At 42.4% G+C, this 19,254-nt stretch carries 18 protein-coding genes, 1 tRNA gene and 1 pseudogene; 14 read left to right on the plus strand and 6 right to left on the minus strand.

Annotated features, from left to right (window positions below):
- The first annotated feature begins 29 nt into the window (after window positions 1–29).
- Window positions 30–899 (plus strand): prepilin peptidase, encoded by an 870-nt coding sequence (locus V7K21_RS09490; protein WP_335173631.1) that lies wholly within the window; start codon window positions 30–32, stop codon window positions 897–899.
- Window positions 900–1,491: 592 nt separating this feature from the next.
- Window positions 1,492–2,442, plus strand: a complete 951-nt coding sequence (gene accD / locus V7K21_RS09495) for an acetyl-CoA carboxylase, carboxyltransferase subunit beta (protein WP_335173633.1) — start codon at window positions 1,492–1,494, stop codon at window positions 2,440–2,442.
- 61 nt (window positions 2,443–2,503) lie between these two features.
- Here the strand turns inward: accD and V7K21_RS09500 are convergent, their stop codons facing one another.
- Window positions 2,504–3,922 (minus strand): MFS transporter, encoded by a 1,419-nt coding sequence (locus V7K21_RS09500; protein WP_335173635.1) that lies wholly within the window; start codon window positions 3,920–3,922, stop codon window positions 2,504–2,506.
- A gap of 230 nt (window positions 3,923–4,152) precedes the next feature.
- On the opposite strand from V7K21_RS09500, the gene V7K21_RS09505 reads away from it, so the two are divergent.
- A complete protein-coding gene (locus tag V7K21_RS09505) occupies window positions 4,153–5,373 on the plus strand; it encodes an ABC transporter substrate-binding protein (RefSeq protein WP_335173698.1) in 1,221 nt (406 codons plus the stop codon).
- Window positions 5,374–5,389: 16 nt separating this feature from the next.
- Here the strand turns inward: V7K21_RS09505 and V7K21_RS09510 are convergent, their stop codons facing one another.
- The 3 genes and pseudogenes from V7K21_RS09510 to V7K21_RS09520 form a co-directional block, all read right to left on the minus strand.
- Window positions 5,390–5,794 carry a type II toxin-antitoxin system VapC family toxin gene (locus V7K21_RS09510; protein ID WP_335173637.1) on the minus strand — a complete coding sequence of 135 codons (405 nt, stop codon included), beginning with the start codon at window positions 5,792–5,794 and terminating at the stop codon, window positions 5,390–5,392.
- Window positions 5,779–6,036, minus strand: coding sequence for a type II toxin-antitoxin system Phd/YefM family antitoxin (locus V7K21_RS09515; protein WP_335173639.1), 258 nt, complete (start codon window positions 6,034–6,036; stop codon window positions 5,779–5,781). Before V7K21_RS09515 ends, V7K21_RS09510 begins: the two co-directional genes overlap by 16 nt.
- A 368-nt stretch (window positions 6,037–6,404) precedes the next feature.
- Window positions 6,405–6,860 (minus strand): annotated as a pseudogene (locus V7K21_RS09520) (trypsin-like serine peptidase); the annotation flags it as partial.
- 109 nt (window positions 6,861–6,969) lie between these two features.
- Here V7K21_RS09520 and V7K21_RS09525 point away from each other — a divergent pair.
- The 8 genes from V7K21_RS09525 to petJ all read left to right on the plus strand — a co-directional run bounded on the left by V7K21_RS09525 (window position 6,970) and on the right by petJ (window position 12,458).
- Window positions 6,970–7,194 (plus strand): type II toxin-antitoxin system HicB family antitoxin, encoded by a 225-nt coding sequence (locus tag V7K21_RS09525; protein WP_335173641.1) that lies wholly within the window; start codon window positions 6,970–6,972, stop codon window positions 7,192–7,194.
- Between the two features lie 323 nt (window positions 7,195–7,517).
- A complete protein-coding gene (locus V7K21_RS09530; protein WP_335173643.1) occupies window positions 7,518–7,727 on the plus strand; it encodes a hypothetical protein in 210 nt (69 codons plus the stop codon).
- Between the two features lie 526 nt (window positions 7,728–8,253).
- Window positions 8,254–9,162 carry a carbohydrate ABC transporter permease gene (locus V7K21_RS09535; RefSeq protein ID WP_335173644.1) on the plus strand — a complete coding sequence of 303 codons (909 nt, stop codon included), beginning with the start codon at window positions 8,254–8,256 and terminating at the stop codon, window positions 9,160–9,162.
- The gene (locus V7K21_RS09540; protein ID WP_335173646.1) at window positions 9,159–9,995 is read left to right on the plus strand and encodes a carbohydrate ABC transporter permease; all 837 of its coding nucleotides are present in this window, start codon (window positions 9,159–9,161) and stop codon (window positions 9,993–9,995) included. The genes V7K21_RS09535 and V7K21_RS09540 overlap by 4 nt, the downstream gene beginning before the upstream one ends.
- Before the next feature lie 209 nt (window positions 9,996–10,204).
- Window positions 10,205–10,420, plus strand: a complete 216-nt coding sequence (locus V7K21_RS09545; protein WP_273765979.1) for a hypothetical protein — start codon at window positions 10,205–10,207, stop codon at window positions 10,418–10,420.
- 132 nt (window positions 10,421–10,552) lie between these two features.
- Entirely contained in the window at window positions 10,553–11,044 is a 492-nt protein-coding gene (gene psbV, locus V7K21_RS09550) for a photosystem II cytochrome c-550 (protein WP_335173648.1), read from the plus strand.
- Between the two features lie 401 nt (window positions 11,045–11,445).
- Entirely contained in the window at window positions 11,446–11,865 is a 420-nt protein-coding gene (gene petE / locus V7K21_RS09555; RefSeq protein WP_335173650.1) for a plastocyanin, read from the plus strand.
- Between the two features lie 248 nt (window positions 11,866–12,113).
- Window positions 12,114–12,458, plus strand: coding sequence for a cytochrome c6 PetJ (petJ, locus tag V7K21_RS09560; protein ID WP_273765975.1), 345 nt, complete (start codon window positions 12,114–12,116; stop codon window positions 12,456–12,458).
- Window positions 12,459–12,958: 500 nt separating this feature from the next.
- On the opposite strand, the gene V7K21_RS09565 is transcribed toward petJ, so the two are convergent.
- Complete coding sequence (locus tag V7K21_RS09565) at window positions 12,959–14,515, minus strand: hypothetical protein (RefSeq protein WP_335173652.1); 1,557 nt, start codon at window positions 14,513–14,515, stop codon at window positions 12,959–12,961.
- A gap of 607 nt (window positions 14,516–15,122) precedes the next feature.
- On the opposite strand from V7K21_RS09565, the gene V7K21_RS09570 reads away from it, so the two are divergent.
- Both V7K21_RS09570 and V7K21_RS09575 read left to right on the plus strand, forming a co-directional pair.
- A complete protein-coding gene (locus V7K21_RS09570) occupies window positions 15,123–15,818 on the plus strand; it encodes an esterase/lipase family protein (RefSeq protein ID WP_335173654.1) in 696 nt (231 codons plus the stop codon).
- A gap of 366 nt (window positions 15,819–16,184) precedes the next feature.
- Entirely contained in the window at window positions 16,185–16,844 is a 660-nt protein-coding gene (locus V7K21_RS09575; protein WP_335173656.1) for a cytochrome b N-terminal domain-containing protein, read from the plus strand.
- Between the two features lie 73 nt (window positions 16,845–16,917).
- Here V7K21_RS09575 and V7K21_RS09580 read toward each other — a convergent pair whose 3' ends face one another.
- On the minus strand, window positions 16,918–18,837 hold the full coding sequence (locus V7K21_RS09580) for a cation:proton antiporter (protein WP_335173658.1): 1,920 nt from the start codon (window positions 18,835–18,837) through the stop codon (window positions 16,918–16,920).
- Window positions 18,838–19,163: 326 nt separating this feature from the next.
- Here V7K21_RS09580 and V7K21_RS09585 point away from each other — a divergent pair.
- Window positions 19,164–19,236 (plus strand) — tRNA-Glu (locus V7K21_RS09585).
- The last annotated feature ends 18 nt before the right edge of the window (window positions 19,237–19,254 follow it).

Below are 19,254 nucleotides of genomic sequence, written 5' to 3' on the forward strand. Positions count from 1 at the left end.
ATGACACAGGACAATTGATAAAGGACTATATGGACATTTTGTTCGCCGTTTTGGCGAGTGTAATGGTCTTCGCTTTGGGTGCATCTATTGGCAGTTTTATCAACGTTATTGTTTATCGGCTACCTGCTGGATTATCAATTCTTTGGCCGCCTTCTCGTTGTCCCCATTGCTTAAACCAGTTAAAAGCTTACGATAATGTACCAGTATTTGGTTGGATTTCGTTAAGAGGGCGGTGTCGATATTGCAAAAGCAAAATTTCTGCCCGTTATCCCGTAGTAGAAGGGGTAACGGGCATAATTTTTTTACTGGTTTTTTTAGTATTTCAAGTTTCGACTTTAACAGTAGGCTATTGGGCTTTTTGTAGTTGGTTATTGGCGCTATCGCTTATCGACCTAGATACAATGACTCTACCCAATCCACTTACTCAGTCGGGTTTAGTGGTAGGGATTTTGTTTCAAATGGTGGTTGGTTTTTTACCAGAGGCTAGTTCGGTAACATTGGTAAATCACCTGATGATGGCGATAGTTGGTGCAGTATTGGGTTTATGGCTGTTTGATGCGATTGCCATATTGGGTTCAATTGCCTTTGGTAAAGCTGCAATGGGTGCGGGTGACGCCAAGTTAGCAGCCATGATGGGAGCCTGGTTAGGCTGGAAATATTTGCTCTTGGCTAGTTTTATTGCCTGTGCGCTGGGAGCGTTAGTCGGCAGCGGTGTTATTATGCGTAGACGCATTCGCAAAGCGTCTCGTAGAGAAGCCGTGACTCAAGAGACATCGCGACAAAGGTTAGGACAAAAGATGCCTTTTGGCCCTTTTCTGGCTTTAGGATCTGTGATTACCTTATTTAGCGGCGAAGCCATTTTGTCTAGCTACCTGCGGTTATTTTTTCCAGCCTCTTGATATTGGAGTCAGGATTCGGGAAGAGGCAGGGGAGCAGGGGGCAGAGGGCAAGGGGGAGAATAATAATTATCTCTTTATCGTCTGCTTCCCAGCAAGAACTGCCCCTCTGCCTCTTCCCAATGCCCTTACATAAGAAATATTTATAATTCGTGACTGTAACCAGCATTACCCCATCTGCCCTTCATATTTTGATAATATTCAGCTTGTGACTTGTATTACCCTCTTAACGACGATTAACCGTTGGCAAGCACAACTAGTGCAATAGATGCTGCTTGTTCATAACCTAGCAATACGAATAATTGATTTGGGTAGGAGGGGAGAGCATCTTATTTGGAGGTTGGTATTCTCATAGCTTTGTCAGTACGTCCATATAATTAAGTCTGCTGAAATAAAGACTAAGAGACTTGTATTGGCATAAGTATTTTCGTTAAGCTGGCAACCAAAGATGAAAATTAAGGTCTGAATTGCTTAAAAGCGAAGTTTGACGATGTAGTCATGAGTCATTAATAAAGATAAATGACAAAAGGCTAAGGACAACCCGATACGGTTTGACATGTTTTCGACCTCATACCCACTTAAAATAAAATAAAAAATGGCTAACAACGAAGAATCACGCGGTTTAAAGTCTCTATTTGATTGGTTTGCAAATCGACGAAAATCAGGATCTACCAGCCTTGAACGCCAAGAGCGTGAAATTGCCGATGGTCTATGGAATAAATGTTCTAAGTGTGGTGTATTGACATACACAAAAGACCTGAAAGCCAATCAGATGGTTTGTGTAGAATGTGGTCATCACAATCGGGTAGACAGCGATGAGCGCATCCGTCAATTGATAGATAATAATACCTGGAAACCGCTGGACGAGCATTTGCGTCCAACCGATCCGCTAGAATTCCGCGATCGCAAACTCTACAGCGATCGCCTGCGGGAAATGCAGGATAAAATTGGCTTAATAGACGCAGTTAAAACTGGTTTGGGTCAAATCAATAGTTTGCCTATTGCCCTTGGGGTTATGGACTTCCGTTTCATGGGTGGTAGTATGGGTTCGGTCGTGGGAGAAAGACTCACCCGAATGATTGAGCAAGCCACTCAACGGCGGTATCCTGTAGTTATCGTCTGCACCTCCGGTGGCGCGAGAATGCAAGAAGGAATGCTCTCCCTGATGCAGATGGCAAAAATCTCCGCAGCCCTACAGCGCCATAAAGATGCCCGACTATTATATATTCCCGTTTTGACAAATCCCACCACGGGCGGCGTTACCGCAAGTTTTGCAATGCTGGGCGATATTATTTTGGCAGAACCTAAGGCAACCATTGGTTTTGCTGGTCGGCGAGTGATTGAGCAAACACTGCGCGAAAAATTACCCGATGATTTTCAGACTGCTGAAGATTTGCTCCTGCACGGTTTTGTTGATGATATCGTACCCCGTACCCAATTAAAGAACACCTTAACCCAGCTGATTGCCCTACATCAGCCTGTACTAACAACACCTCATATGGTGTTGTGGGAAACAATGTCCTTGACTTCTACCGCAGCAGAATAGTCAAAAGTGAGCAGCTAAAAGTGAGGAGTTATGAGTATAAAATTCATAACTCCTCACTCCCTCATCTTCCCGGCTCTTTGACAAAAAACAGTGGAACAAGCGCTGCTAGTCGGAACAGACTAGAGAGGGCGAACAACCCCAGTAAGCCTCCAAACTGAGCAAATTGGATAATGAAGCTGCCGATAGTTGTGCCCAAAGCACCACTAGCTCCAGCAACGGCAGCTGCGATCGCAAAATAGATAGACTGATTTTTATTTGGTGCGATCGCCAATTGTATATTGTTGCTGCACAAGTCAATCGCCGCCCAAGTCCCTCCACTCAAGATGTGTAACAGGGGTAACCACAACCAGATGTCAAGGTGATTAACACCAATCCCCAGCCACAGCAGTGGTGCGGCTGCAACCAAAATCCCAATACAGATGAGGATGGGACGATTGCCTATCTTGTCTGCTAATTTGCCCCACAGGATGAGCATTAGCAAAGTTGCCCCCGCCTGAAGGCTGTTGTAGATAGTCACGTAGCTCACATCCAAATCCAGCCTGTCCAGCATGTAGAGGTTAAAAAAAGGCTCGCTGAGGCTCACAGCAAGCGCCCAGAAGCTGAAATACAGCAGAAATATCAAAAAGTTAGAGTTTTTCCAAAAACTATCAGCTAATTGGTTTTGTGGTGGATGAATTGATTGAGCGACTTCAGAAGATTCATCTTTAGCAACCTCTGGCTGAATCTCACTTGTTTGAGGTAACTTGTCATAATAAGTGTTTTGCGATTGCGGATTCATATCCACTTGGAAATATTGACACCCTAATCCCATAATTCCAAACACGATGCCTACCAGCAAAATCACCCCATAGCCTTGCAGAGTTCCACCATACCAATGTGATACAGTTAGACCGGCCATTGGTAGGCAAACCAAATTCGTGAGGCTAGCAGCACTATTGCGTATGCCAAAATACCTGCCTCGCAATTGCCTAGGAACTATCATTGCTATCCAACTTAACCACGATGCCGTTCCTAGTCCTCCTAAAAGATTGCTAAATAGGACAATCAAAAGTGTCAAGATCATTAACTGGTGAGTATTAACCACTCCCCAGCTTACGCCTGCAATACTGATTACTAGAACTAGCCATAGCAGCCGACCAATTCCGTGTGTCCGAAGAGAATATTGAAAGCGGCTGGTACTGCGTTCAGACAAGTAAGCACCCAACGGCTGAACCAGATTGACCAACATGGGGATAGAGGAAACCATCCCAAATACCACTGGACTAGCACCCAATTCTACCAAGAAATTGCTGAGTAAAATCCCGCCAGTTCCAAGGGAGTAAACCGCTGCTAAGACAGAATCTGTAGTGGAGGCTTTTAGACTTGTGCGAATAGTATCCTTGGGAATTCGAGAGGTTGGAGAGAGTGCTGTTGGTGGTAAGGTAATTTGGGAAATTTCTCGAGTTAGTGGCGGAGTTGTTTCAACCTGAACAAAATCCATAATGTATGTTTAATGAGTAAAACATCCTGATATAAATCCGGTTGTCGAGAAACTCAGTATGCTTTCATTAATATTCCTGATAAGTTTTGGTTATTTCAGCTTGCAATTTTCAACAAAAATTTCACAGAAGTAAAATCTCACTCATTAATAACACAAGATATAAGTGAGGTGAGAGAGACTGTTATTTGTCCGTGATCAAGAAAAGATTGTTTAATTTTTTAGGGCTGGTGATGGCGATCGCGATCGCCATCATTGCTTGTCACAGTCTACAATTACCAAGCAAACCCTTAGCGTCTACCGCAGTCAGCATTAAACTTAGTGGTTGGGGAGGTTCCCCTGTTGAGCAAAAACTTTTGAGACAGGTGCTGCAAGACTTTGAGGCACGGTATCCAACTATTAAGGTGAAATATGAGGTAATCTCCGACCAATACATGGATGTAATCAAAACTCGTTTAATTGGGGAAGCTGCGCCTGATGTTTTTTATCTGGATGCGCTGGAAGCTCCTTTCTTGATGAGTCAGAATGTTCTGGAACCATTAGATGCTTACATCACTCCCGAATTTGAACTAACGGATTTTGAGGATACCCTACTCGACAGTTTCAAATATCAAAACCAGATTTACGGTTTTCCTAAAGACTATTCTACCCTTGCTCTGTTTTATAACAAAAAAGCATTCGCCGCCGCAAGCTTGAGTAATCCGCCAGCTACTTGGGAGGAATTACGTAACTACTCGAAACAATTAACAGGCAAAATTAACAAATACGGCTTTGGAGAAATTCCCGAATTGGCGCGTCAGGCTTATAAAATTAAAGCATTTGGTGGACAACTTGTTGATCAAAATGGTTATGCTAACTTTTCCAGTGCGGCAAGTTTACAGGGTTTAGAGTTGGTAGTAGACCAGTATCAAAAAGACCACTCCTCTGCCCAAAAATCTGATGTGGGGACAAACTCAGGTAGTGAAATGTTTGGTCAGAGTAAAGTGGCAATGGTGATTGAAGGTAACTGGGCAATTCCCTATCTAACTGAAACCTTTCCCGAATTAGAGTTTGCTACCGCACCAGTGCCTACTATTAATGACAAAAAAGGCACGATGGTGTTTACTGTTGCCTATGTGATGAACAAGCAAGCACAGCACAAAGCCGAAGCTTGGGAGTTGATTTCCTATCTCACGGGTAAAGAAGGGATGCAGAAGTGGACAGGAAAAGGGTTTGCTTTACCAACACGTAAATCAGTTGCAAAAAATTTGGGCTATGACCAAGACCCGTTGCGATCGCCATTAGTGGCTGGAGTCAATTATGCTACACCTTGGCAGGTAGGTAAATATCCAGGGGCGATCGTGAATAACTTTGATAATCAGTTTGTCAGCACTTTGCTTGGGCAACAACCATTAAATCAAGCGATGCTGAAGGCACAGAATGAAGCTAATCAGCAAATTAGGGCGATGGAGTAAGCAATTTTTCTTACTTTCACCAAATCACTTCTGAGTAGAAATTTGCTATCTCTTTATCCGCTGTAATTATTGCAGCTTGATTACTTCTGGCTAGTGCGACGACAACTCGATCTACTGGATCTCGATGACCCCATTCTAAATTGACACTTTCCATCCAAATATTTTCATCAATGGGTACAATCTGAACGGCATTAGACTTTTTCAGCGTTACTACGTAGTCGTTAAGATTAACTCCTAAATCTAGTTTTTTATTTTTGATTTTTATCGCAATTTCCCATATAGCTATGGACGGGACAAAACCATTTTTATCCCTTTCCATGTAGTTGCACGCTTCTTTAGCTTGTTCAGAAAGTCTGGCTGGATCTAAACTCCACCAGATTAGGGCACAAGTGTCAAGGACTATCTTCACAATTGTGCCCATTCCTCAGTGGTTGGTGTAGTTAAATCCTCAAAGTACTTCACTTTACCGCGCATCTCCCCAAATAACTCCTCTGTTGAAGGTGCTTGTGCGTATTTAGAAATTTTCACGACTGGCTTCCCGCGATCGGTAACTACAATTTCTTCTCCCTCTGACTCTACAAGTCGCAAGAACTCAAGAAGTTGGGATTTGAGTTTACTTTTAGAAATTGATTTCATAATAACCATAGTCATGACTATAGTCATATTTTAATAGGACGTATAGCAGATATAAGATCATTTGTAAAAATCAATTAACAAAATTTACTATTTATTAGGCTTGGTAAACTAAACCACATCTGGTTTGCATATTTAGAGTTTATATAACTGTTGTGGGTAGGCGGCGTTTAACTGAGCGCTTACGCCGAAGTCTTCCCCGCCCTAATTATGCTAATTAAATATGGAACAGCTTACTTGCTTAATTCCCTTGTAACCACTCATCTAAGCGAGACATTTCCACCGCACGGTTCAATAGCAATCCATTAACCTCATTTGAGCCAGAGTGGAGGGCTACAATATAATATTTGCCGTTTAGATTACTGATAATTGCACCTCCAGAAGCACCGTGATTAGTATCACAGTTGTGGTACCAACAAATTATCCTGACGGCGGAGGATACTGCATTCCAGGTGAACGCCAGCAGTCATACTTTTACCAGCAGTATAAGTTTCAAGACCTTTTATCTGAGGGTCGGGAAAATCGCCAGAGTAGCCGACTAAGGCGAATTTTTTTGTATCTCCAACAAAAGTAGAAGATGGTAGGGATTTCCAGCCAAAATAACCATATTTTTTACCGATAGGCTTGTTGAGTTTCAAAATTGCCCAGTCGTTTACGTAATCGGCTAAATCGCCATTTTTAAAGTCTGTGCCGTAATGAATATCAGTAGCATAAGCTATATCATTTTTACTTTTGACGACACCATTAACTAAGTTTGGCTCAAATGCGATCGCTTGACTAACTTTTCGGGTTTCAGAGTTAACTACACAGTGAGCATTTGTCAAAACAACGTCTTCACCAATCAACGTTCCCGTGCAACTGAAACCGCCACCATCAGCCCTATCCCCTCGATTTTACCAATGGCTGACCAAGGGCGGGATGAGAGGTGATAATAGTTATTGAACTAGTAAAGGTAACTTTGATATGTCGTATAAAGTTAGCATTGTTATCGAAAAAGATGAATATGGATATTATGCTTATTGTCCTGAACTTCCTGGTTGTCAATCTCAAGGTGATTCCCTAGAAGAAGTACAGGCAAATATTAAAGAAGCAGTTAAGCTTTATATAGAAACCTTGTCAAATTCAGAAAAACAGGCGCTTCAGAACAAGGAAACATTCACAATAACCTTGGAGGTAAAAGTTGCCTAAACTGCCACGCCTCATTGCAACAGAAGCTGAAAAACTATTATTAGATGCAGGCTTTATTCAAATTAGAAGCAAAGGAAGCCACAGAATTTATTTTTGAGAAGAAGTGAGGGTAGTGATTCCTTTTCATTAAGGAAAAATATTGCACCCAAAAATAGTTAAACAGGTTATACAAGCCATTGACATTTATGAGAATGAAGCGACAGCAGAAGTAGTATCTGAGACTGATGAATAAAAATAACATCCTGCCTAACAGCGCTTTTATCTCCTCCACTAAAAGACTGCTAAATGCCACAATCAGGTAAACAGTTATTATTTATCGACCTATGCAAGTCAAAGATTTGAATATAAAAGAACTCAAGCTACTCATTCAGGAAACTGTTACTGAAACTATTCAATCCCTACTGATTGACCCCGACGAAGGCAAACAAGTAAAGCCAGAGGTGAAGCAACAACTACTAAACTCCTTAGGGCGTACTCAAGCGAGAGAAAGTGGAGTTCCAGCGCAAGAAATTATCTCAACCAAAGATAGATGAGGCATAGATGAGGCAAGAATGTATTTTTTCTTACGCTACACCTATCGAAAAAAATATTTGGCAAATTTTCATAAATTAATTTAGTTGCGATCGCCTATTACTAAACTCAGTTTAAATGGAGAGTGGGAAGCGATCGCGTAATTGAGTATAGTTGAGTCTCATATTCCTTAAAGCTAACTCTTTACTTATTGTGGAATTCTGGAAATTCCAAATTCTGAACACGGAGTTTCAAGTTCTGAGCACGAAGTTTCAATTTCTGAACACGGAGTTTCGAGTTCTGAACACGGAGTTTCGAGTTCTGAGCACGAAGTTTCAATTTCTGAACACGGAGTTTCAAGTTCTGAGCACGAAGTTTCAATTTCTGAACACGGAGTTTCAAGTTCTGAGCACGAAGTTTCAATTTCTGAACACGGAGTTTCGAGTTCTGAACACGAAGTTTTGAGTTCTGAACACAGAGTACGATAAATAATCATGCATCACCCATCGCTACAGTCGGGTTAGTGCGAGATTAGGTGGAGGTTCAGTAGTGTTTGAAATCAGCAGACGGCGGAGTAATCTCAGATGGAACATCACAGAAGACTTGGCTGGGTATATGTTTATGATGCCTACCATTCTGGTCTTAGGAACTTTTGTAGTCTTACCCATTCTCTATGCCGTTTTTCTTTCCTTGCAAAAAGTTCAACTCCTCGGCGGTATTGAGTACGAGTTCATCGGTTTTCGGAACTTTACACGATTAGCTGAAGATGAAAGGGTTTGGATTGCTTTGAGAAACACAGCAGAATATGTAGCCATTGTTGTGCCAATTCAAACAGTCCTAGCTTTAATTCTGGCGGTAACTCTGAATTCTGGGATTCGCGGTAAAAACTGGTGGCGCATCCTCTACTTTTTGCCCACAGTCACTTCTTCAGCAGTGCTGACGCTCATCTTTATGTGGATTTATAACACTAATGGGCTACTAAATGATTTTCTGGCTTTTGTGGGGCTACCTACTTATAACTGGTTGGGTGACCCAGCAGTTGCGCTCAAAGGGATTATGATTATGAACATTTGGTCAACTGCGCCGTTTTTCATGGTAATTTATCTGGCGGCGTTGCAGGATATACCCCAAACACTTTATGAGGCGGCCCAACTCGATGGCGCAAATGGGTGGCAGCAATTTATCCACATTACGCTTCCCTTGCTGAAGCCTGTAACCTTCTTTGTGATAGCAGTGGGGGTGATTGGTACTTTTCAACTTTTTGACCAGTCTTACATCTTTTCTGGCGGTACTGGCGGGCCAAACAACGCTACCTTAACTGTGGTGCTGCTAATTTATCAAGCTGTGTTTCGGAATTTACAAATGGCATATGCAGCTGCGATCGCATTTTTGTTAGCAGCAGTGATTATTGCCATCACTTTGATTCAGCGGCGACTTTTTGGAGGCGAACGGATTTGACTAACATTTTTGGCTTATCCTGGCTCAAAGTCTTGTTGTACGTCTTGCTGACACTTTATGCGATCGTCACTTTAATTCCCTTCCTCTGGGCACTTTCAGCATCATTTAAGCCGCTAACAGAGATTGTCGGTGGTGAACCCAACTTTCTCCCCAAGACTTTTACTCTTGACAACTACAGACAAATCTTTCTGCAAGAACCGCTGTTTTGGCGCTGGTTGTTCAACAGTGTGGTGATTGCCGTCAGTGTCACGCTTTTAAACTTGTTATTAAATTCAATGGCTGGTTATGCTTTGGCAAGACTGCGTTTTGTGGGCAAGCGCTTTTGGTTCTTCCTAATCCTGGCAGTACTGGCAGTACCAGCGCAAATCACCCTAATTCCGACATTTTTGATTTTGAAAGCGATCGGCTGGCTGAATTCTTACCAAGGCATGATTGTGCCTAGCATGGTCAATGCCACTTTTATCTTCATGATGCGGCAGTTTTTCGTTAATTTTCCTAAAGAATTAGAAGAAGCAGCCCAGCTCGATGGCTTAAATACTTTTGGAATTTTTCGACATATTGTCTTACCTTTAGCAAAACCAGCACTAGCAGCACAGGCAGTTTTTGTGTTCATGGGGAGTTGGAATAATTTTTTACTGCCTATAGTTATCCTATTTGACCCAGAAATGTTTACTCTCCCTTTGGGGCTGAACACCTTTAAAGGTCAATATATCAGCTACTGGAACTACATTATGGCGGCTTCTATGGTCTTCACCCTACCAGCTTTAGGCATTTACGCCTTTTTTAATCGTTACTTTATTCAAAGCGTTACCTTTACTGGGGGAAAAGGTTAATAGGCATAGGGCATTAAGCATGGGGCATGGGGCATTAGAAAACTCTTTCCTTGTCCCTACTCCCCACCTCCCTGCTCCCCTGCTCCCCTGCTCCCCTGCCCTCTTCCCCTCTCACGATCCCCAAACCGTATTTCGGGCAACAAATTGCACTCCTAACGTGATATTGGTATTACAGCGACTCAATCTCTATCTATCAGTAAACAAGCATTATGGGTTTTGTAGACCTATCGATCGCAGAGATAGCAGCCGACTACAGCATTCCTGTAGAAAAAGTGTTTTCTCTGTGCAACCAACTGGGAATTGCCTACAGACACCAAAAGACCCGTTTGGCGTTAGAAGATGCAAAGGCAATTATTTCCCAAATATCGTCTGAAATACGCCCAAAAGGTACTAGCAACTTGGTGGGTGATAACGAGATCACCTGAAGGGTTATCTCGGACTTTGGCTAATCACTGATAGCTAATGATAAAAAACAATGAGTCATTAGCAATTAGTAGCTTGGAGATTGAGAATCGCTTTCTTAGCTGTGTTGAGCGTCAAAATTTTTAAGGGGAAACATGTTTAGAAGACTAATTGGCGTTGTTGTGGCCACTGTTTTACTCTCGTTTCAGTTGTTTGTCGGTAGCGCGACAGCGGTGGAACTAGACAAAGCTACCCGAACAGTGCCATTCAATACTGAAGGTGAAACCACCGTACTTAGCCTTAAACAAGTCAAAGAAGGCAAACGCTTATTTAATTACGCTTGCGCCCAATGTCATGCTGGGGGAGTTACCAAGACAAACCAGAACGTGGGACTTACTCCAGACGATCTGGCATTGGCAACACCCAACCGTAACAACGTTGAAGGCTTGGTGGATTACCTGAAAAATCCCACTACTTACGACGGGGAAGAAGAGATTTCCGAAATACACCCCAGTATCAAAAGCGCAGATATTTTCACAACAATGCGAAATCTGACGGATGATGACTTGGGGGCGATCGCCGGTCATATTCTCTTACAACCCAAAATCGTTGGCACTAAGTGGGGAGGCGGAAAAATCTATTACTAAATCCCGGAATTAGTACTGAGTCATTGGGCACTGGGTACTGGGGATTGGGGATTGGAAAGAATTCAGTCCCTAGTCTCTAGTCCCCAATCCCTAGTTTTTACCAAAGTTTAGCTGCTCTCGTTCTCACCACAGCACAAAATGTTCACGGTTAGTGCATAAAAAATTCTGAAAAGTAAAAATATTCCTAAAGAAAAAATAAAAATCTCTTGTTTGACTGTTTACCTTTCTTCACGGGCTTTTTGGGCGATCGCAGTCTAGTATTTATTAGTGATTGCACAGTTTTTGGCAATAAATTGCTGCCCATTATTAAAAAAAAATTGTATCTATGACAGATTGTCATATTTGGTGTTGATTTTATTTAAAATGAGGAAAGGAAAAAAATTATTTGTTAGGAGAGAGCCATGAAATTGATTTCAGCAAGCTGGCGACGTCTTGGTTTAGCTGTGTTGACACTCCTTTTAGTTGTTAGCAGCTTTGCTGTTTTTACTCCCAGTGCTTCGGCTGAAACCTACCAGGTGAAATTGGGTAGTGATAAAGGATTGCTAGTATTTGAACCGAAAAAGTTGACCATTAAACCAGGCGACACAGTTGAATGGGTGAACAACAAAGTTCCCCCCCATAATGTTGTGTTCGATTCTGCCAAAAACCCCGATAAGAGCGCCGATGTAGCAAAATCTCTGTCTCATAAGAAGTTGCTCATGAGTCCTGGTCAAAAGGAAACAACCACCTTTGCAGCAGACGCACCTGCTGGTGACTACACCTTCTACTGTGAACCTCACCGTGGTGCTGGCATGGTTGGTACAATCACTGTCCAAGGCTAGAAATACCAACCTTTGACGACACAAAATGATTTCTCAGTGAAATTAGCTCATCGCAAGACGCCACACTTCTAGAGTGACGCACAAAATGCATGAAATGGCGGTAACAAGTCCTATCCTCCCCAAAGACGCTAAACAACCTGTGGCGATGGAGGTGTGAACTCGTTACCGCCACTTTTGATCAAATTTGACTTAATCAGGAATTAATCACGTTTATACTCTTGCTGGAGGCTTGTTGCGAGGAAATACTGTTGAGAATACTTTTATTAATCCTACTGTTAGCGATCGCCCAATTCAAATTGACATTCATTAGTCCAGCACTAGCTGCCGAAACATCTAACGGTGCTAAAATTTTCGAGGCTAACTGCGCTTCTTGCCATATAGGTGGTGGTAACATCCTTATTAGCCAGAAAACCTTGAAAAAGGAAGCATTGTCAAAGTACTTAGAAAATTATGATCGTGACTCAATCGAGGCGATTATCCATCAAGTGCAAAATGGAAAAAATGCCATGCCTGCCTTTAAAAGCAAGTTAAGTCCTGAGGAGATTTTAGAGGTAGCTGCTTACGTTTTTCAGAATGCAGAACAAGGCTGGTAAAGTAGGAATACCGTTTAGTTCTTGTGGGGTAGATGTCTTTGCCTACCTTTAATTATTGGGGGGCGAGACGCCCACCCCACAATATTAGAGAATTTATTTCTAGGAAATCCCTAAGTGCATTTCCTTCTTAAAACCTTCTAAGTAACTTCAAAGTTTGCTAGAAGTAGCTAGGCGTGTTTGTAGTCAGTTAGCGCGGTCTTCTCCCTACAGCCCTTTGGGCATCCTACGGCAGGCGTTAATTTCATCGCATTGCCAGAGGTTAACACCAAGCCAGGAGCGTAAGGACTTTAGTCTTGATAAACCATGCTATGAGGATCAATCACTCACTATGAACTAGGATTTTATTATATATTTAATTATACCTACCTAATTAAGTGTGACGAACTGGCGATCGCCAATTCGTCAACTGCTAAAAACGATATTTGAAAGATGAATGATAAATTCAAAATCTTTATCATTCATAGCTTTTAGCTTCTTAATCCAAGATCACCCGCTGCTAATTATTCTTCTAGATTAGACTTTTCTCTCTTTTCCTTCACTTCGCGCAACCTTTCTACTAATTTTCCATCTGATTCAACAGAGGGTGTAGGCTGACTATTATTGACGCTCGGCAGCAATAACATTTCGGAAGTAGTAGCTGGTGATAAAGGCGTGGGCTGGTTTATGATTTGTTGTTGAGATAATGGTTTAGAAGTAACTGCTGGTGAGGGCGTAGGTTGATTGCTATTGACTTCCGGTGCAGATAATGGTTTAAGAGTACCTATCGGCAAGGAGGCAGGCCGATTATTTTTGATTCGCAGTTCTGGAAATGGTTTAGAAGTATTTGCTGGTGAGGGGGTAAACTGATTGTTATTGATTATCGGTGCAGATAATTGAGTAGTCCCAGTGGTGTTGCTAATGTTGTTTTGGAAACGTAGGTTAAATGGATAGGAACTAATCTGTTTATCTCCCTTAGGGGATTGTTTGTTGAAGTATTCCCTTGCTTTAACAAGCAATTCAGGGGAAACTAACTTGTTTTGAAACTTGATATCTAAGACCTTACCATCAGGATCTACCACTAATACACCCAAAACAGCACCTTCAAGATTCGGCTTATCTGTGGATAATGTTTGGCGGATGACTGGTTTTTGTTCAGCGTTAGGATATTGTTGTTGGACTTCTTTTCTCAGGTTTGCGTAGGAGTCTAACTGTGCGATCGCAAGTTCAGATCCTTTTCCAGATAAATCAGGTGTCTTGAGCATGGTTCCCCTATTTATGGTTAAACTATCCCCAGCCCTTGGAGCTTGTTTTAGAGAATTCATCAGCGGGTTTTGAGCAATTCTAGACGCATTATTACCCGGTTGCATCATCTGTAAAGTCCTATTTACCTGTGCTGTTGGAATGGGGGTAGCCTCAGATAGGTTCGGAGACTGGGCATTTTGCAGAATATCATCAGGTATTTTCTGCGACTGCAACTCTGGCAACCTATTAATAGGCAGTGGCTTAACTATTTGGTATTTGGTATCACTATTATTCAAACTTACAGCTAGTGGCTTAACTACCTGGTATTTGGTGTCACTATTATTCAAACGAGGAACTGATGGCGAGAATTTGGGGCTGGTATTGAATTTAGAACTGTCAAATTTAGAAGCGTCAAATCGCAAATTTTCACTAGGAATCATCCGCATAGACTGCCTTGTAGGCAAAGCGGAGACTCGATAGTTATTCGATGATGGGGGTAGCGGAGGCAGTATTAGCTGACTGGATGGCGCTGGTGCCAATGGGGGCAATCCAGTTTGGGCGCTAAAGTTAGGGGCAGAAAGTGGCGCTACTGGAGGTAATTGTTGTAAACCAACTTGGGATGTGCTTTGCGGCAAACGGTTTTGGTCGGCTTGACTCAATTCCAAAAGTCCAACTGTTTTGGATGATGATGTTTCTTTGGGCTTGTTAGAGTCCATAGGCATCAATGGCACAATCATCGCAATAGCACCGTGGATACCAAGAGAAGCTATAGCTGCTATCCCAATTGGCTGGCTTAAGATTTCTGGTATATTTTTAAACAGGGAGACGTAAGACATAGCTGTTATCGTTCACTCGGCTCAGTTGCAGTTGACTAGCGATTTTATCTTTTCGACTTGCAAGATATTGCAAGAGATGCGTCCCTCTAAGGAAATAATAACTTCCGATGCTGGCAATCAAAACGCCAAAATTGCCATTTATTCAGGTTTTTCATTGATCAATGACACTGGATAATATTTTCAAATCTGACCTTACTAAAGAGATATTTGAAAAATTACTATTTTTGATTTTTACTGTTATGACGCACACAATTGAAATTAATATCTAGGATATTTTTAAAGTTTAAGTGAACGTACAAGTCTGAGTACATCACAACACATGCCGAAGTTGCCTGGTTTTGTCTACTGTTATCCAGTCTTACTACGCTTCTGTAATATATGACACACTAGCTTTTCAGAATCTAGGGCCTATGTGAAAATACTACCACATCAGCGCTCCCTAAAACTGTTGCACATTGTACAATTTTATTGACATTCTAATATCCACTAAAGCTATTTGAGTTTTTATAAAAGGAGTCAATCATCCAATCGCAACTCTAGCTTCTGAATCTGACTACTTCTTCGTAAAAAAGTTTCAAACCATCAATCATTGCATCCAAAATTTCAAATGCCGTTACCGACAGTTATTGTGCCTGGATATCTAGAAAATGCGATCGCTTACCGCCAACTAGAACAATTCCTACAAGAGTTAGATTTTCCCACAGTTACAGTACCACTGCGACGGCGTGACTGGCTACCCACTATTGGAGGAAGATCAGTAACACCGATTCTGCAACAACTTGATCTTACAATCAAGCATACATTGCAGCAATATAATGCTACTCAAATTAACTTGATTGGTCACTCAGCCGGAGGTTGGATATCCCGCATCTACATGGGAGAAAAGCCCTACTTAGCACGCGGTGATGTCAAACCATTTCTTTGGGAAGCGCATCCCCTGGTTGCTACTCTCATCACCTTAGGGACACCCCATATTAGCCAAGAACGCTGGACACGTTCTAATCTAGATTTTGTGACCAATAACTACCCAGGAGCTTTTTACAAAAACGTTCGTTACGTTTGTGTGGCTGGCAAAACTATCTTTGGGGAAAGGCGGCGCGGTAGCTGGTTAGCTTACAGTAGTTACCAATTAACCTGTGGCAAGGGTAACACTTGGGGAGATGGAATCACACCGATTGAAGCTGCTCACTTAGAAGGCGCAGAAAATTTTGTTATTCAAGGTGTGAGGCATTCTCCGAGAAGTCCTGGGATCTGGTATGGTTCAGCAGAACCCTTAAAAGCTTGGGTGCAATATCTAATTTAATTGATATCTTGCACTAGTATACTGTGGCGTCACTTTGCCTACCTTTAACCAGTTGCTCAATCAATTGTCTGGTTAATTGAGATGGTAGCTGGATTTACGCGCCCGCTGTACTAATTCAACAATCGCCTAGTAATAAGTTAAAGTCGTCTAAAGACGACTAGTAAACAGTTTTAGTCCACTTAAGTGGACTAGGGCTATTAGCCTCAGACTTAAGTCTGAGGTAAGCTAGTTGGCTCATTGAGAATGGTGCAATAAATTAGATTTAAAAAACTTTATCTTTTTCTAAGAATTGCAACATTTATTAATATTTATTAGCTAAAATTGTAATAAGAATAAATACTTAGTTAAGAACAGGAGGGGTGAGCCATGCAAAGCACCCAGTTCGACAATATTTTGCGACGAATAGCGACGATATTATCGGTCGTTATTGTTACTTTGTGCTTAATTTATGTATCTACGGGAGTTTTGCTGTCTTTTTACTATGAACCGACAGCAGGCGGAGCTTATAACTCATTGAAGATGATTAATACACAACTGCCATACGGCTGGTTGTTTCTGAGAGCGCATGATATTGCTGGTAACGCAGTAATTGCGATCGCTCTGATTCAAATTGTGGTGATGTTTTTCGGTCGGCAATTTCGCAAGAGTTGGCTGGCTGCTTGGATTAGCGGGATTTTGTTAACTTTAAGTGCGATCGGGCTGGACTGGACAGCGATGATCCTAGATTGGACTCAGAAAGGATACTGGCGTTTTAACATTGAGTTGGGAACCATCGAAGCTATTCCTTTCATTGGTGGACAACTGCGCGACATTATGACTGGGGGTGGAGCAATTAACACAGTTACTGTTGAACACCTTTATACAATACACAGTTATCTAATTTCGATGGCGACACTAATTCTTGCCATAGTTCATTTATCTGCTTTACTGTGGCAAGAATGGCAAATGTATCAAGAAGCGCCAAAACCAGAAATTGGTAATTTGCAACAACCACCAGAAGGCGAGTTTGTTCCTTCCCAAAGCTAATAAAGAGTGCTGTTAGTGGATAGCTATAGTTTAGCCCGTGCTGAGTTAGGAGTTATATTCTTCCTCAGCCTGCTCATCCCCCAGGAACCTCACTAGCGGAAACTTCAGATAATTGGGCGAGGGATAGGTCTTCAACCTCTGGTAACTTTTCTAGAGAGAGGGGAGTGGATTGGGTAGCACCAGATAAGCGTTTTAAAAGGCTAGGTCTGGGATCATGCAATAGGTAAATAATCCGATCGCCAACTTCCCACTCTTGGTTAGCTGGTATTACTTGTAAGCGTTCTTCTCGTTCTACCAATAGCGGTATCAACACCCCAGTCTGAATCTTTTCTTGGATGCGATCGCATTGAGTGGAAAATTCCAACTCATTTAGCGTAGTTATCCCCAGCTTGACTCGCCCATCATTCAAATATTCATTCCAAGTCTTAATCGCTAAGTCTGGGATAAAAGCTTGATTAACTTTATTACTAACCGAGGTATTTGCTTGCGGATCACGGGGGAAAACAGCTAAGACACGCGGCGGCTTAAATTCCTCAGCCGCCCGTTGAGCCAAAACAAAATTCACCTCGCCATTACTTGTTATAGCCAAAAAAGTACCCGTAGAGGCAAGTCCTGCCTCTTCCAAAACAGCAGCATCCAGCCCGCTGCTGGCAATCACCCGCAGATTTTGGGCCTCGGCTTGAACAAGATATTGGGGGTCAGTATCAATCATGACCACGGTTTCTCCCCGTTCTTGAAAAAATCGGGCAATTAAAAGACTCAAGGGATTACAACCCACAATTACTGCTCCAGTTACGTCTTTAGAGGTAATTTGCAGCCATTTAGCAACCCAGCCAGCTGTTAGACCTTGACAGACAACAGTCATGATAATTGTCAGGAAGACTAGAGCTTTGATCGAATCACCGCCGTTAATGCCACGTTGGGTCAGCGAAATCGCAAAAAAAGAAGCTACAGAAGCGGCAACAATTCCTCTAGGAGCAACCCAGCTTAAAAATAGTTTCTGTCGCCAGTTTAGGTCGCTGTTCCAGGTACACAATAGGATATTAATCGGGCGAACGACAAACATTAATACCAAAACAGTGAATAAACTACCCCAACCCAAAGCAAACACACTGGCAATGGATAAATCAGCTGCTAATAAAATAAATAGCACTGAGACGCTGAGAATTGTCAGCTGACCCTTGAAGCTCCGTAACAGACGTTCTTCTGGGACTGAGGAGTTAGCAAATACTGCTCCTGCAACCACTGTTGTCATTACTCCCGATTCGCTGCGGATGATTTGCGATAAGGTAAACAGGCTCCAAAGTATTGCCAACACCACTAAGTTTTTTAGCTCAAATGACAGAAAACTGGCGCGTTTGAAAATCAAGCTCATCAGATAACCGCCAGCACCACCAATTGCCGCACCAACACCCAGGCGCATGAGTAAACCGATGATCGCATTGATGGGGCCAGCATCGCCGTTCAAAATGGTATCGAGGACAACGAAGGCAAGGATAGCTCCTACAGGGTCAATTAAAACCCCTTCCCCTTCCAAAAGTGTTGCTACTTGGCGATCTACATTAATTTGTTTGAGCAAGGGGCCAACGACAGTCGGGCCTGTCACCACGACTATGGAAGCATAAAGAAAAGCTATGTTCCAAGGAAATTCACCCAGCCAGTGAGCAGCCATACTCCCACCAAGCAATGTGATCAGCGTTCCTAGAGTAACGAGCAATTGCAGGCTGACTGAAACTCTGCCTAGCTCTCGCAGATCCAAGTTAAGTCCGCCTTCAAACAAAATTATTGCCGTTGCTAGGGCGACAATAACTTCCAGTCCGGTGCCTAGGAAATGGGGATGCAACAGTCCTAGTCCATCAGAGCCAAAGAGGATACCCAACAGCAATAACAAGACAATGCTGGGTATCCGAAAGTATGCAGCCAGCACTTGGGCACTAATACCTGTAAGGACAGCGATCGCCATCTGTAGGGTAATTTCAAAAGATGCTTCCATGTTGTAGATTTTGAGCGATTTATTTCAAAATCTTTTGTAAAAAATTGAAGATATTAACTCTACAGGGTACAACATCATACCCTTTGCCCCTCGCTGAATTTAGCGTTTTTTATATTTGGGCATCCCCTTAAATTCCAAGTGCCAGACGCTGAGGCACCTTGCAGCTTCCCGCACAAGCGTCTACGAAATTCTTTTTGTGTCTCCATGTTTTTGTATTCTCTTCAAGCTTTTGCCTCCACCTAGTTTAGCTGCCACAAACTTTTTTTGGCAAAAGCTGTTGACAACGGCAAGGAAATTCGTTACCTTATAAAAGGTCTGAGTTCGATGCCCCCATCGTCTAGAGGCCTAGGACACCTCCCTTTCACGGAGGTAACGGGGATTCGAATTCCCCTGGGGGTACTTAAAAAAGTAGAAGTG

The organism is Nostoc sp. (genome assembly GCF_036919595.1).
Classification (GTDB): Bacteria; Cyanobacteriota; Cyanobacteriia; order Cyanobacteriales; family Nostocaceae; genus Nostoc.

What these genes read in the sequence shown, in the direction of transcription:
- V7K21_RS09490 (WP_335173631.1), top strand. Translation starts at nt 30, where the DNA reads ATGGACATTTTGTTCGCCGTTTTGGCGAGTGTAATGGTCTTCGCTTTG.
- accD (WP_335173633.1), top strand. Translation starts at nt 1,492, where the DNA reads ATGGCTAACAACGAAGAATCACGCGGTTTAAAGTCTCTATTTGATTGG.
- V7K21_RS09500 (WP_335173635.1), bottom strand. Translation starts at nt 3,922, where the DNA reads ATGGATTTTGTTCAGGTTGAAACAACTCCGCCACTAACTCGAGAAATT.
- V7K21_RS09505 (WP_335173698.1), top strand. Translation starts at nt 4,153, where the DNA reads ATGGCGATCGCGATCGCCATCATTGCTTGTCACAGTCTACAATTACCA.
- V7K21_RS09510 (WP_335173637.1), bottom strand. Translation starts at nt 5,794, where the DNA reads ATGGGCACAATTGTGAAGATAGTCCTTGACACTTGTGCCCTAATCTGG.
- V7K21_RS09515 (WP_335173639.1), bottom strand. Translation starts at nt 6,036, where the DNA reads ATGACTATAGTCATGACTATGGTTATTATGAAATCAATTTCTAAAAGT.
- V7K21_RS09525 (WP_335173641.1), top strand. Translation starts at nt 6,970, where the DNA reads ATGTCGTATAAAGTTAGCATTGTTATCGAAAAAGATGAATATGGATAT.
- V7K21_RS09530 (WP_335173643.1), top strand. Translation starts at nt 7,518, where the DNA reads ATGCAAGTCAAAGATTTGAATATAAAAGAACTCAAGCTACTCATTCAG.
- V7K21_RS09545 (WP_273765979.1), top strand. Translation starts at nt 10,205, where the DNA reads ATGGGTTTTGTAGACCTATCGATCGCAGAGATAGCAGCCGACTACAGC.
- psbV (WP_335173648.1), top strand. Translation starts at nt 10,553, where the DNA reads ATGTTTAGAAGACTAATTGGCGTTGTTGTGGCCACTGTTTTACTCTCG.
- petE (WP_335173650.1), top strand. Translation starts at nt 11,446, where the DNA reads ATGAAATTGATTTCAGCAAGCTGGCGACGTCTTGGTTTAGCTGTGTTG.
- V7K21_RS09565 (WP_335173652.1), bottom strand. Translation starts at nt 14,515, where the DNA reads ATGTCTTACGTCTCCCTGTTTAAAAATATACCAGAAATCTTAAGCCAG.
- V7K21_RS09570 (WP_335173654.1), top strand. Translation starts at nt 15,123, where the DNA reads ATGCCGTTACCGACAGTTATTGTGCCTGGATATCTAGAAAATGCGATC.
- V7K21_RS09575 (WP_335173656.1), top strand. Translation starts at nt 16,185, where the DNA reads ATGCAAAGCACCCAGTTCGACAATATTTTGCGACGAATAGCGACGATA.
- V7K21_RS09580 (WP_335173658.1), bottom strand. Translation starts at nt 18,837, where the DNA reads ATGGAAGCATCTTTTGAAATTACCCTACAGATGGCGATCGCTGTCCTT.